Annotated in this window: 10 protein-coding genes; 6 read left to right on the top strand and 4 right to left on the bottom strand. The window is 64.7% G+C overall.

Going from position 1 to position 13,891, the window contains the following annotated elements; all coding sequences use genetic code 11:
- Positions 1–315: 315 nt before the first annotated feature.
- Together flhD and flhC are read left to right on the top strand one after the other, a co-directional pair.
- Positions 316–642, top strand: a complete 327-nt coding sequence (gene flhD, locus QYQ99_RS19770; RefSeq protein WP_302089660.1) for a flagellar transcriptional regulator FlhD — start codon at positions 316–318, stop codon at positions 640–642.
- Positions 643–680: 38 nt separating this feature from the next.
- Positions 681–1,232, top strand: coding sequence for a flagellar transcriptional regulator FlhC (flhC, locus tag QYQ99_RS19765; RefSeq protein WP_003052834.1), 552 nt, complete (start codon positions 681–683; stop codon positions 1,230–1,232).
- A gap of 460 nt (positions 1,233–1,692) precedes the next feature.
- On the opposite strand, the gene ppc is transcribed toward flhC, so the two are convergent.
- Entirely contained in the window at positions 1,693–4,542 is a 2,850-nt protein-coding gene (ppc, locus tag QYQ99_RS19760) for a phosphoenolpyruvate carboxylase (protein WP_302089659.1), read from the bottom strand.
- Positions 4,543–4,620: 78 nt separating this feature from the next.
- Between ppc and hemC the strand changes: the two genes are divergently transcribed.
- The 4 genes from hemC to QYQ99_RS19740 are packed head-to-tail and all read left to right on the top strand — an operon-like array spanning position 4,621 to position 8,864.
- Positions 4,621–5,565 (top strand): hydroxymethylbilane synthase, encoded by a 945-nt coding sequence (hemC, locus tag QYQ99_RS19755; protein ID WP_302089658.1) that lies wholly within the window; start codon positions 4,621–4,623, stop codon positions 5,563–5,565.
- A gap of 13 nt (positions 5,566–5,578) precedes the next feature.
- Positions 5,579–6,424, top strand: a complete 846-nt coding sequence (locus tag QYQ99_RS19750) for a uroporphyrinogen-III synthase (protein ID WP_302089657.1) — start codon at positions 5,579–5,581, stop codon at positions 6,422–6,424.
- Entirely contained in the window at positions 6,421–7,536 is a 1,116-nt protein-coding gene (locus QYQ99_RS19745) for a uroporphyrinogen-III C-methyltransferase (RefSeq protein WP_302089656.1), read from the top strand. Before QYQ99_RS19750 ends, QYQ99_RS19745 begins: the two co-directional genes overlap by 4 nt.
- Before the next feature lie 17 nt (positions 7,537–7,553).
- Complete coding sequence (locus QYQ99_RS19740) at positions 7,554–8,864, top strand: heme biosynthesis protein HemY (protein ID WP_302089655.1); 1,311 nt, start codon at positions 7,554–7,556, stop codon at positions 8,862–8,864.
- A 136-nt stretch (positions 8,865–9,000) separates the two neighbouring features.
- Here the strand turns inward: QYQ99_RS19740 and QYQ99_RS19735 are convergent, their stop codons facing one another.
- From QYQ99_RS19735 to QYQ99_RS19725, 3 genes are read right to left on the bottom strand one after another with little or no spacing between them, the layout of a single operon-like run.
- On the bottom strand, positions 9,001–10,287 hold the full coding sequence (locus tag QYQ99_RS19735; protein WP_302089654.1) for a cytochrome c: 1,287 nt from the start codon (positions 10,285–10,287) through the stop codon (positions 9,001–9,003).
- Positions 10,280–10,849, bottom strand: coding sequence for a (2Fe-2S)-binding protein (locus QYQ99_RS19730; protein WP_003052822.1), 570 nt, complete (start codon positions 10,847–10,849; stop codon positions 10,280–10,282). Before QYQ99_RS19730 ends, QYQ99_RS19735 begins: the two co-directional genes overlap by 8 nt.
- Entirely contained in the window at positions 10,849–13,656 is a 2,808-nt protein-coding gene (locus QYQ99_RS19725; RefSeq protein WP_302089653.1) for a xanthine dehydrogenase family protein molybdopterin-binding subunit, read from the bottom strand. The genes QYQ99_RS19730 and QYQ99_RS19725 overlap by 1 nt, the downstream gene beginning before the upstream one ends.
- Positions 13,657–13,891 lie beyond the last annotated feature (235 nt).

Genomic DNA, 13,891 nt, shown 5'->3' with positions numbered 1-13,891 from the left:
ATCAGATACCGAATAAAAAGCCGCTTATTTGCTCGTTTGTCATCTTTCGGACAGATTCACAATACATGCACCAGCGGAATCCGGCCTGATGCAATGTCAGCCCCCACCCGGCACTCCGAGTCATCCCGAAGGATGGCAAGGCAGTAAGGGAAATCCTACATGCCTGCCTGTAAAACCAGACCGGCGATACCGACACTCCCCGACTTCAGTTCGATCAAGGCTTGAAACACAATTCACTTCAACAGATCGAAACACTTTTAACGTCTTGTTTATGTGTGCCGTGACGGTCTGTCGAGATTGAAAGGACTGGACCCCATGAACAACGAACAACTGCTTGCCGAGATCCGCGAAGCCAACCTCACCTATCTGATGCTGGCCCAGACCATGATCCGCCAGGACAAGGCAGAGGCTGTGTTCCGTCTGGGTCTGAACGAAGAGTCCTGCGAACTGCTGGGCTCGCTGTCTTCGGCCCAGGTGCTCAAGCTGGCATCGCGCAACACCTTGCTGGCCAGCTTCCGCGCCGATGACGAAATGGTCTGGAGCCTGCTGACCAATCACAGCAGCAACAAGATCGGCAACGCCGCCACCAATACGCTGCACGCCAACATCCTGATGGCCAGCCGTGTCTCCGAAGTGCTCTGAGCACCCGCTAGCGACTACCTGGTTTTTAGGAGAGATTGATGCCCGCTGCCAAGACTGCCACCAAAAGCGTTCTGAACGAATCCAAGCAAATCGAGCGCGCCGCCATGCTCATCGAGATGGGCGCCCGCATGCAGGTGCTGGAGTCCGAGACCACGCTGTCTTATGAACGCCTGATCCGGCTGTACAAGGAAATCTCGGGCAAGTCTCCCTCCAAGGGCCAGCTGCCGTTTTCCACGGACTGGTTTCTGACCTGGCAGGAAAACATCCACAGCTCGCTGTTCCTCAATATCTACGAATACCTGTCCAAGGGCGTGGAGCTGGACTCGGCCGAGCAGCTGACCAAGGCCTACCGCCTCTATACCGAACAGATTCAGGCAGCCGAACTCGAGGTGCTGCTGTCCTTTACCCGCGCCTGGCGCCTGGTGAAGTTTGTCGATGCACAGATGCTGACGCGCACCCAGTGCTCGGTCTGCAAGGGCCAGTTCGTGACCGAGCCTTACGAGAATGCGCGCCACTACCAGTGCGGCCTGTGCAATCCTCCCGCTCGCGCCGGCAAGAGCAAGGCGGCCGGCTCCTTGATGCTTCACTGAGGGGTTGACTCCCTCTGAGCCGCTGTGCGGCTTCCCCCTGAGGGGAACGGCAGCCTCGCTGCGCGGCGGCGCTTGTTCGCTGCCTCTGGCCTGGAGCACGCCATTTTTCAGAGCTCAACTTTCATAGCTATCAGTGCCATATGTGAAAGGGTTTGAAGCATTAATATGCCTCAAACCCTTTATGTATTGGCGCAGGCAGCTCCTAAAGTTGCTGCCTCTGCCTCTGCCTCTGCCTCTGCCTCTGCCTCTGCCTCTGCCTCTGCCTCTGCTTCCGTGATCTGCTGCGAAGCTGCGACAGCGTTTGCTCGATGGCTCAACGTGCAAGCGTTCTGGCTTGACGCCACTTCAACTTTCATAGCTGTTAGCGCCATACAACAAAGGGTTTGAAGTACTTATATACCTCAAACCCTTTATTCATTAGCGATAATAGCTCCTTATTCAGGAGCATCCGCCAGCGCTCTCAACCCGTGTTGCGCACTCCGGCAGCAATGCCGTTGATGGACAGATGGATGCCGTTCTTGACCCTGTCGTCGGTCTGCCCCGCACGCCAGCGGCGCACCAGCTCCACCTGCAGGTGGTTCAGCGGGTCGATATAGGGGAAGCGATGGCGGATGGAGCGCGCCAGTGCGGAGTTGTGCTCCAGGCGCTGCTTGTCGCCCGTGATCTGGTTGAGCGCCTCCACCGTGCTGTGCCACTCGGCCTCGATCGCACCGAAGATGCGGCGGCGCAAGCGCGTGTCGGTCACCAGCTCGCTGTAACGCGAGGCCAGGTTCAGGTCGCTCTTGGCCAGCACCATGTCCATATTCGACAGCAGGGTGCGGAAGAACGGCCACTGGCGGTACATCTTCTGCAGCAGCGCCAGTTGCGCCTTGGCATCCTTGCCCGGACGGTGGATGAAGGCCTGGATCGCCGAGCCGAAGCCATACCAACCCGGCAGCGTCAGGCGGCACTGGCCCCAGCTGAAGCCCCAGGGAATGGCGCGCAGGTCTTCGATGGCCTGGGTCGCCTTGCGCGATGCGGGACGCGAGCCGATATTGAGTTCGGCGATCTCGCGAATCGGCGTGCTGCTGAAGAAGTAATTGGTAAAGCCCGGAGTCTCGTAGACCAGCGCGCGGTAGGCCGCCATGCTGGTTTCGGACAGAAACGCCGCAGCCTCCAGAAAGGCCTTGGTCGCCGGCTTGGTCGGCTGCAGCAGCGTGGCCTCCAGCGTGGCGGCCACCAGGGTTTCCAGATTGCGGCGCCCGATCTCGGGGTTGGCGTATTTGGAGGCGATGACCTCGCCCTGCTCGGTCAGGCGGATCTGACCGCGCACCGTGCCCGGCGGCTGCGCCAGGATGGCCTGGTAGCTGGGGCCGCCGCCACGCCCCACGGTGCCGCCACGGCCATGGAACATGCGCAGCCGGATGCCGTAGTGATCGGCCAGATCGTCAAACAGTTCGACCAGCGCAATCTCGGCCCGGTACAGCTCCCAGTTGCTGGTGAAGATGCCGCCGTCCTTGTTGCTGTCGCTGTAGCCCAGCATGATGTCCTGCTCGCCGCCGCTTTTTCGGACCAGCTCGGCAATGCCGGGCAGCTGGTAGTAGCGGCGCATGATGGGCGCGGCATTGCGCAGATCCTCGATGGTCTCGAACAGCGGCACCACGATCAGGTCGCATTGCGCACCGTCCTGCAAGGTGCCGCGCAGCAGGCCCACTTCCTTTTGCAGCAGCAGCACTTCGAGCAGATCGCTGACGGTCTCGGTGTGGCTGATGATGCAATGGCGAATCGCCTCGCCGCCCAGGCGCTCGCGCAGGCGCTTGGCGGTCTCGAAGATGGCCAGTTCGCTGCGCGTGTGATCGCCGTAGTCGCCGCCCATCACCCGCAAGGGGCGTGCGTCTTCGAGCAGGCGCACCAGCAGCGCGCATTTGGCGTCTTCTTCAAGCAGGCTGTAATCGAGCTCGACCTTGGCGACCGAGAGCAGCTCGCGCACCACTTCTTCGTGCTTGTCCGAGCTTTGGCGCAGGTCCACCGTGGACAGGTAAAAGCCGAAGACCCGCACGGCACGCATCAGCGGGCGCAGGCGCTGCGGCGCCAGGGCATTGCCGTGGTAGCGCGACAGCGAGTCGTCGATGATCTGCAGATCGGCCAGAAACGCGTCGGCCGATGCATAGGCATTTTGCGGCGCCACGGCGTGGCGTGCCGCCTCGCCGCCCGTCAGCTGCCTGAGCGTCGCGGCCAGCCGCGCATAGATGCCCGTCAGCGCCCGGCGATAAGGCTCGTCGCTGCGGTGCACATTGTGGTCGGGCGAGGCATCGGCCAGCGCCTGCATCTCGGGCGTGATGTCCACCAGATTGGCCGACAGCGACAGCTCGCCGCCCAGATAGTGCACCTCGCGCAGATAGTGGCGCAGCGCCACGTCGGCCTGGCGCGTCAGGGCCAGCTCCAGGCTCTCGGCCGTCACAAAAGGGTTGCCGTCGCGGTCGCCGCCAATCCATTGGCCCATGCGCAAAAAGCTCTGCTCGGGCAGCTTCTCGCCCAGCTCCTGCTCCAGCTGCTCGTAGATCTTGGGGATCTCCTGCAGGAACGTCGCCTCGTAATAGGACAGGGCGTTCTCGATCTCGTCGGCCACCGTGAGCTTGGAATGGCGCAGCAGCCGCGTCTGCCAGAGCTGGGCCACACAGGCACGCAGCTGCGCCTGCACCCGCGTCAGCTCGCGCGGGGTCAGCGCATCCTTGGCACTGTTGTAGAGCTGGGCGCGCATCAGGATATCGTCGCGCTCGGCCAGCAACTGGGCAATGCGGCGCTCGGCCGCCAGAATGCTCTGGCGCTGCACCTCGGTGGGGTGGGCCGTCAGCACGGGGGAGATGAAACTCTTGGCCAGCGTGTCGACCACGGTGGCAGGCGAGATGCCCGCCCAGCGCAGGCGCGCCAGTGCCACCTCGATGCTGCCCTCCTGCGTGTTGCCGGCACGCTCGTGCACGGCACGGCGGCGGATGTGGTGGCGGTCTTCGGCCAGATTGGCCAGGTGCGAGAAATAGGTGAAGGCGCGAATCACGCTCACCGTCTGGTCGCTGGACAGCCCCTTGAGCAGCTTCTTGAGCGCCTTGTCGGCCGCTTCGTCGGCATCGCGCCGGAAGGCCACCGAGAGCTGGCGCACCTGCTCGACCAGCTCGTACGCCGGCCCGCCCTCCTGCTCGCGAATCACATCGCCCAGAATGCGCCCCAGCAGCCGTATGTCCTCGATCAGCGGCAAATCCTTGTCGGTCTTGCGTGCCGGCTTGTCGCCATGTTTGTCTGCATGTGCGGCGCTCTTGGGGCGGGCGGAAGGCATGAACTATTCTCCTTGGGCACGGTGTATGGCAACTTGCCATGCTAGCATTCCCTGTTACCCGCTTGAGACCGCGCCGTCATGAAATTTTCTGCATCCTCACCCACAGTAATCGTCATTGCCACACGTGAGAGCCAGCTGGCCATGTGGCAGGCCGAGCATGTGCAGGCGATCTTGCGCGGTCGCGGCCACAGCGTCGATCTGCTGGGGATGACGACCAAGGGCGACCAGATTCTGGACCGAGCCCTGTCCAAGGTGGGCGGCAAGGGCCTGTTCGTCAAGGAGCTGGAAGTGGCTCTCGAAGAAGGCCGGGCCGATCTGGCCGTGCACTCCCTGAAGGATGTGCCCATGGAGCTGCCCGAAGGCTTTGTGCTGGCCTGCGTGATGACGCGCGAGGACCCGCGCGACGCCTTTGTCTCCAACCGCTATGCGTCGCTGGACGAGCTGCCCCAGGGCGCGGTGGTGGGCACCTCCAGCCTGCGCCGTCAGGCCCTGCTGCAGGCGCTGCGCCCCGATCTCAAGATCGAGGCCCTGCGCGGCAATGTCAACACCCGCCTGCGCAAGCTCGACGAAGGCCAGTACGACGCCATCGTGCTGGCAGCCGCCGGCCTGATGCGCCTGGAGATGAGCGAGCGCATCCGCGCCAGGTTCGAGCCGGCCCAGATGCTGCCCGCCGCCGGTCAGGGCGCGTTGGGCATCGAGGTGCGCGCCGACCGTCAGGACATCATTGACGCCCTGGCTCCGCTGGCCCATATGCCCACCTGGCTGACCGTGACTGCCGAGCGCGCCGTCAGCCGCTGCATGGGCGGCAGCTGCTCCATGCCGCTGGCCGCATACGGCCGCTTTGAAGGCGACACCCTGCACATGGATGCGGCCTGGGGCGATATGGAAGGCAGCAAGGGTCTGGTGCGCGTACAGGCCAGCGCCCAAGTCACGGACTTTGCCAGCGCCAACGCCCTGGGCGAGCAACTGGCCGCGCAGTTGCAAGCTGCAGGTGCCGTGCCTGCGGCACCCAAGCAGGACTGAGCCGCGCCTGCCCATGCGCCGCATTCTGGTCACCCGCCCCTTGCATGATGCAAAACCATGGGTTGATGCGCTTCGCGCCCACGGTCTGCAGGCCCAGGCCTTGCCGCTGCTGGCCATAGGCTCCTGCACGGACCCGGCTGCGCACCAGGCTCTGCTGAGGGCGCGCGAGCTGGCACTGAAGTCAGGCCACTACCGCGCCGTGATGTTCGTCAGCGGCAATGCGGCGCAGTATTTCTTTACGCCAGACTCATCCCAAACACATACCGGTCAGGCGTTACTGGCTCCTGATACAAGAGCGTGGACTCCGGGGCCGGGTACGGAGCGTGCCTTGCTGGAGCTCGGCTTGAGCTGCCGCCAGATCGACGGCCCCAGCCCCGATGCCGCCCAGTTCGAGTCCGAAGCGCTGTGGCAGAACGTGCAGGGCCAGGTTCGAGCCGGCGACCGCGTGCTGATCGTGCGCGGCACCAGCCCGGCGACCGCCCCCGTCGCCGGCAATGCCGACACACCCATGCCGTCCACACAAGGCGCAGGCCGTGACTGGCTGGCAGCCCGGCTGCGCGAAGCCGGAGCCGAGGTGGAACTGCTGGCCGTTTATGAGCGCCAGCTTCCTGCATGGACGGCGCAACAGCTGGATCTGGCCCGGCAAGCCGCCAGCGACGGCAGCCTGTGGCTGTTCAGCAGCTCGGAAGCTGTTGCCAACCTGCAACAGTTGCTGCCCCAGCAGCAATGGCACTCCGGGTTAGCGCTCACCACCCATGAGCGCATTGCCAGCAAAGCACTTTCAGCAGGTTTCGGTCGGGTTTTGCACAGTCGCCCAAGTCTGGACGATGTGGTGGCGTCTATAGAATCGGCGCTATGAGCTCCGATGCCATCCCCACCTCCGACAAGCAACCTATAGCCCCCCCCCCCAACCAGGACCATTCCGTGCCCGCTCAGACCGGGCGTGGTGCTCCCACGGCTGTGGTGCTGACGCTGGCAGCGGTGGCTGCCGCAGCCCTGGTCGCCTGCGGCATGCTGTGGCAGCGCGTGGGCAATATGCAGGAGCAACTGGCGCGTCAGTCGGCGCAGTCCGGCGCGCAGTCGGTGGAGGCTCGCACCCTGGCCAAGGACGCGCAGGATCTGGCTCGCGACAGCGCAGCGCGTGTCTCCGTGATGGAGGCGCGTGTGGCCGAACTCAGCCTGCAACGCAACCAGCTCGAAGAGCTGATGCAAAGCATGTCGCGCTCGCGCGATGAAAACCTGGTGGCCGATATCGAATCCTCGGTACGCATGGCCCAGCAGCAGGCTGAACTCTCGGGCAGCCTGCAGCCGCTGGTAGCGAGCCTCAAATCAGCCAGAAAGCGCGTGGAAAGCACGGCCCAGCCGCGTCTGGCTCCCGTTGTGCGAGCCATTGATCTGGATCTGGACAAGCTCGCACGCATGAGCGTGACGGACACCACGGGAGTGCTCAGTCGTATCGAAGACCTGATTCGCCAGGTGGACGACCTGGCCCTGATCAACGATGTGGGCCGCCCGCGTGCGCGCGATGCCCAGCCCCGCAAGACGGCGGCCGCTCATGACACGCCCGAGGACGCCAGCCTCTCCCTCACTCAATGGGCCTGGTGGCAGGGCCAGGGTCAGCGGGTCTGGGACTCCTTCAAGGATGGCGCGGCCGATCTGGTGCGCGTGCGCCGCATCGATCACCCCGAGGTGGCCCTGCTGGCCCCCGAGCAGGGCTATTTCCTGCGCGAGAACCTCAAGCTGCAACTGCTCAACGCCCGTCTGGCCCTGCTGTCGCGCCAGTGGGAATCGGCGCGCGCCGACCTCAGCGCTGCGGGCACCCTGCTCAACAAATACTTTGATGCACGCTCACGGCGCACCCAGATCGCCCAGGCGCAGTTGCAGCAGATTCAGGCCAATCTGCATACGGGCGGACGCGTAGAGCTTGAAGACACGCTGAACGCTTTGACCACAGCGGCCGCCGGCCGCTAATCGAGGAGGACACAGAGATGCGCGCCGCCTTGTGGTTGATGGGTCTGTTTGCCGTGGCCGTGGCCATGGCACTGTTTGCCGGCAATAACCAGAGCTCGGTCACCTGGTTCTTGTCGCCCTACCGGGTGGACATGTCGCTGAACCTGGCACTGGCTCTGCTCTTTCTGGCCTTCGTGCTGCTTTATGCCGCGCTGCGTGCCCTGGCAGTGCTGCTGCAGATGCCGCACCAGGCACGCCGCTGGCGCATGCAGCAAAAAGAGCGTGGCATGAACCAGAGCCTGCTCGAAGCACTCTCGCACCTGCAAGCCGGCCGCTTTTTGCGCGCCCGCAAATCGGCCCTGGCCGCCTTGTCCACCGAGCAATCGCTGCGCGAAGCAAAGGCCGGCCTGCCGTATGGCGAGCGCCTGAACGCCACGGCCCATCTGATCGCCGCCGATGCCTCCCACGCCCTGCAGGATGCCGCCTTGCGCGACAAGCACTGGCAGCAGGCCCTGGACGTACTGCCCATACCCGGCAACACCCAGGACATGGAAATTCGCGAAGGCGCCCAGATGCGCGCCGCGCGCTGGGCACTGGACGACCGCGATGCCGCCGAATCGATTCGCCGCCTGGGCGAGTTGCCCCTGGGCGCCGGCCGTCGCACGATTGCCCTGCGCATCAAGCTCAAGGCCGCACGCCTATCCGGCGACACGCAGGCGGCGCTGGACACCGCCCGCCTGCTGGCCAAGCACCGCGCCTTCTCTCCCGCAGCCTCGGCCAGCGTGGTTCGCGGCCTGCTGCTGGCCAGCATCCGCGACGCACGCGACACCTCGTCGCTGCAGCAGTTCTGGCTGTCGCTGGACGAAGACGAGCGCGCCATGCCCGAAGTGGCCATCCCTGCCACGGAACGCCTGATCGAGTTGGGTGGCGAAGCCCTGCAGGCACGCGCCTGGCTGCTGCCCGTGTGGGAGCATTTGCTGACCCAGCCCGGACCGCGCACGGAAACCCATCTGCCCAAGCTGGTGGAAGTGTTGCAGTCAAGCCTGGGCAAGCTGGATGGAGCCTGGCTCGCTCGCATGGAAGCTGCAGCCAATGCCAACCCGCGCGAGCCGCGCCTGCAATACCTGGCCGGCATGGCCTGCGTGCAGCGCGAGCTCTGGGGCAAGGCCCAGCAGTTGCTGACCCGCGCCGCACCGCTGCTGCAAGACTGCCAACTGCGTACCCGCGCCTGGCAGCGCCTGGCGCTGATGGCCGAGCACCGTGGCGACATGGAGGCCTCGGCCATCGCCTGGAAGCTCGCAGCCCAGGCCATGGTGGTGCTACCGGACAATCCGGCGCAGGACGAATAGGCGCAGCCTCGCAAGGAAACACGGCGTCGCGCGGACGCTGTGAGGCCAACGCCCCTGCTGCCCTCTGGCGCAAAGCAAAAGGCCACGGCCGCCGCGGAAATCCGCGAGCGACCGTGGCCTCTAGCCAGGTCCGCAGTTACTTGCTGTGCTCTATGGTCTTCACATGCTCCGCCACCTCAGCGGCGGTCACGTCGCCAGGGCGGCCGCCCCAGGTCTGACGCATGTAGTTGACCAGATCGGCCATCTCCTCGTTGCTGAGCTTGTCGGCATAGCCCGGCATGGTCTGCATGCGTTCGCCATGGGCCAGATCACGCTCGTGCACACCCTCGCGGATCACGCGAATCAGGTTGATGGGCGTGGGGAACATGGCCGTGGTGTTGGTGCTCATGGGCACCGACGAATGCGGCTGGCCCTGGCCCTGCGCACCGTGGCAGCCTGCGCACAGGCCCAGGTACAGGTTCTCGCCCTTGACGCTGGTCTGCCCCTCGGCCGCCTTGACCTTGGGCCCGGGCATCTCGCGGTTCTGGGTCAGATAAGCGGCCATGGCGCGCACATCGGCCTCCGCCATGCGCGAGGTGGAATGCTCAAGCACTGATGACATGCGAAAAGTCATCACCCCTTGCGGCGACAGCCCGGTTCGGAAGAATCTGACCAGATCGTCCTTGGTCCAGCCGCGCTCGCTCAGGGCATCGGGGGTCAGCGCCGGAGCGTAGGAGCCTTCGATGGTGTTGCCCTCGAGATAGCGCGAGCCATCCATGGCAAAGGTGGCCTTGGTGCGCGGGCTGTGGCATTCGGCGCAGTGGCCCAGCACATCCACCAGATACTTGCCGCGCACCAGCTCGTCCACCGACATGTCGAACTCCTTGGCAGCGGGGCGATTGAGCGCATTCCACATGGCCACGGCAGGACGGATGTTGAACGGGAAGTTCATCTCGCTGGGCTTGTTGGCGACCTCCACGGCCGGCTGCTTCATCAGCCACACCCACAGCGCATCGACATCGGCACGCGTGATCTGGTGGTAGCTGGCGTACGGCATGGCCGGATACAGGTTCTTGCGCCCTGGCGCCATGCCGGCAGCCACTGCGCGGTACAGATCGTCGGCCGTCCAGCCGCCGATGCCGTGCGCCTTGGAAGGCGAGATATTGCTGCCGTAAAGCGTTCCCATGGGCGTGACCATGGGCACGCCGCCTGCCAGCTCCGCGCCCGTGGCGGGCGAACTGTGGCAGGCCGCGCAGTCCCCGCCGCGAAACACCTGCTCGCCGCGCTTGTACAGCGCATCGAACTCCTGCGGGCCCAGCTTGGCAAAGTCCACCGTGGCCGGCGGGACGTCGCCGCTTGCGCTGCCGTACAGATACATGCCTCCAGCCACGAGCACGCCCACAACGGCGGCTGCGCCCAGGCCCTTGATCCAGGTCTTAGCCATTGTTCACGACCTCCTTGCTGCGCTTGCCCGTGGTCAGGCCCGGCGTCTTCAGGATCACGTCGCGCACGGCGTTGTAGTAGCGCACATAGCCGGTGCAGCGGCAGATATGGGGCTCCAGCTGCTCCTCGATGGCTTTTTCCACCTCATCGGCAGGCACGGGGTGCTTCTGCAACTTTTCCACCAGCACGGTGGCCGAGTTCACGAAACCGGGCGTGCAGTAGCCGCACTGAAAGGAGTAGTGCTCGAGAAAGGCCTTTTGCACCGGCGAGGGATGGACCACGCCCTTGTCGTCCACCGAGGCAATGCCCTCCACGGTACGAATGGTCTTGCCGTTGAGCCAGGTCACGCCGGTCACGCAGGCGGGCACGGTGATCGAGCCTTTTTCAGGGTCGTCGACGATGATGGTGCAGGCGCGACACACACCCTGGCCGCAGCCCAGGCGCGTGCCGTTCATGCCCGCGTATTCCTGCAGGAACTCGATCATCATCAAATCCTTGGGAACGTCGACGGGGCCCACCTGTTTGCGATTGATGGTGGCGGAGAATTGAATACGGTCCTGCATCACAGTGCCTCTTTGATTTTGTCGGGGGTCACGGGGGTCGCATGGAAGCGCTTGCCCGTGGCATGGGCGATGGCGTTGACGCAGGCGGCGACCACCGGAATCATCACCACCTCGGCCATGCCCTTGGGCGGATCAGTGCGCGACAGCGGCGGCAGCACCACGCCCTCGGCCTTCCACACGGCCACTTCGCTGGCGCGCGGCACGTGGTAGCGACTCAGACTCCACTGGCCGTTGCCGGGGCCGGTCTCATGGAGCGGCAGCTCTTCGTACAGCGCATGGCCAATGCCCATGGCCACACCGCCCTGGATCTGGCCGGAGACCAGCTCGGGCACGATCTGCGTGCCGCATTCCAGCCAGGTCTTGTGCGAGAGGATGTTCACCTTGCCCGTGCCCGGGGAGACGGACAGCTCCACCATGGTGGCGCAGGGCGCGTAGTACACCGTGCCCGCATTGGTGCGCTGCACCGGCGGGTAATAGACCTTGTCGCGTGCGATGAAGGCATAGCCGCCGGATTTCATCGAGGCCTTCTTGGCCTCGCCTGCACCCTTGCCGTACTGCACGGAAAGGGCGTCGATCATGGCCTGGAACTTCTGGCCCTCGACCGTGAAGTCAGCCTTGGCCCAGGCCCAGCGGTTGAAGGCATGCACGCAGACGCCGGTCACGACGCCCAGCTCGTGCGCGCGCTCGGCCAGGCGCTCCAGGCTCAGCGGCTCCAGGCCTTCGGCAACGAGCATGCGCTCGCGCCACTCCAGCATGTCTTCCGTGACGGTGCTGGGCAGCAACTGGCCTCCGCCCTCCTTGCCGGACCAGATCGACTGGGCCGCAGGCCACAGGCAGAGCTTGAGCAGCAACTGCGCCGCCTGCTGCGTGGCGTGGCGGAAGTAGTAGGCCGAGTTCGAGGCCGATACCGGAGACACCAGACGCGGCGTCCAGGTCGGGTCTCTGGCCAGCTCGTCCTCCTTGGCCTGGGGCGTGGTGTAGGGCTCGTCCTTGGTATGCAGCGGCAGGTTGTCCCAGTGGTTGACTGCGAAGTCCACATCGTCCGCCGGGCGCCCCAGGAAGGGCTCCACCGCCACCAGCTGCGCCGTGGTGCTGCCGGTTCCGATCTCGGTGGCGATATGGCGCATCTTGATGCGGCCCTCGGGCGTGATCTCCAGCTGCGCGATCGAGGCTTCCGCCCCCGTGCCGAAGTCCTTTTGCACCGCACCGAAGCCTATGCCGTAGCGCAGGCCGGGGTTGGCCGCCTCGAAGTCGGCCTTGCGCTTGGCGCGCTCGGTCCACATCGCATCCTTGGCAGCCATGTCCAGGATCTCGCCAATGCGCAGATGCCCCGAGGGCGAGGCGCCCTGCGTGTTCTTCATGCTGCTCTTGAGCACATTGCGTCGGCGCAGCTCGATGGCGTCCAGGCCGATCTCCTGGGCGATCTCGTCGACCAGCATCTCGGTATAGGCCATGGACTGCACCGTGCCGTAGCCGCGCATGGAGCCGGCCGTGACGCCGATGGAGGGGTACACCTCGGTCGACAGGTCGCTCTCGGGGAAGTAGTAAATGGATTGCGCCGCCGTCACCGCCACCGTGCCCACCGAGGGGCTGAAGTTGGTCACGCCGCCGCCGTCGCCCACCATGTGGCAGGTCAGCGCGTGGAACTTGCCGTCCTTGTCCACCGAGATCGCGGTCTCCACATCGAAGGGATGGCGCTTGAGCGCGAACTGGAAATGCTTCCAGCGGTCCAGCGCCAGCCGCACCGGGCGGCCCTGGGCGTACAGCGACGCCAGTGCCACATAGAACGGGAAGGGATGGTGCTCCTTCTGGCCGTAGCCCACAGTGTAGGAGCTGATGTAGTCGAGCTGGTTCAGCGCCAGCTTGCTGTCCTTGAGCATGTGCATCACATGCTCGGCCGTGCCGTACGGGGCCTGGCTCGCGGCGACCATATGCAGCGCACCGCTGCCCTGCTCATACCAGGCCAGGCCGTTTTCCATTTCCATGGCCACATGCGCGATGGACTGGCTGTAGTACTTGCGTGCAAAAGCGCGCAAGCCGTCCTTGGGCTGCTTCATCTCGGCCTGAATGCGGGCCGACTCGCCCATCAGCGCGCCGAAGGCAGGGTGGCTGCTGTCGGGCCAGTGCACGCCTTTTTCATCGAGCTGCGGCCAGATGACGGTGTTCTTCATGGGCGAGAACCTGTCCTCGCCATAGCCGTCCTCGCCCTGCACGCGTACATAGCGCGCAGCCACATAGGGCGCGCGCGGCGGCTGGGCAGCCTCGGCACCGAAGCGGAAGATCGCGTCATTGAAGCGCAGACGCTGGTTGGCCACGCGGAACTTCTCGTAGTCGTGCCAGATGGCCACGGCCACCGGGTGACCCAGCATGGGCGAGACCTGGCCCTTCTTGACGAAGAATTCGCCGTAGAAGCCCGGCTCGGGCATTCCCACGCCGTCGGCGGCAATGGACTCGGCATCGATCAGCACATCGGGCTGGTAGTCGCTGCCCAGCACCGACAGATCCAGGCCTTCGTAGATGCGGTCGGCGCGCGGGATATGGATGGTCAGCGCATGCGACTGCTGCGCAGGCCAGCCCTGCATGTCCCTGGCGCGCAGATCGATGGCAAAGACCTTCTGCCCCGTGACCTTGGCCAGGCCGTCGCGGCGGTAGTTGAGGGTGTTGCCACTGATCCAGTGGGTCTCCTGACCGCTGGCGGGCGTGATCAATTCCGCAAGCGCGTCTTTGACCGGGCGCACACTTGCGATCACGCCCATGGCGGCGGCAGTCTTCAGAAAACTGCGCCGATTCAAGTCCAGTTTGGACACGGTTCCAACTCCTTGCTGCAATGCGCACAGCTACAGCAAGGACTGGCGTGGGCACATCGCTAGATGACTATGTATTCCTGAACGTTGTATGCGTCCAAGAGTCAAAAAGCAGGTGATAACGGCTGCAGTTGTTGTCGGCATTTCTACCCACCTATCGCCAGCCTTGGCCGTCCGCCACGCTTTGGTCTTTTAAAAGACTAAGAGGCGCGAAGTATAGAAACAGCGGCCAGCATGA

Source organism: Comamonas testosteroni (assembly GCF_030505195.1).
In the GTDB taxonomy this organism is placed as follows: Bacteria; Pseudomonadota; Gammaproteobacteria; order Burkholderiales; family Burkholderiaceae_C; genus Comamonas; species Comamonas testosteroni_G.
Note: the sequence above shows the minus strand (reverse complement) of the source record. Positions and strands in the feature narration are given on the sequence as shown.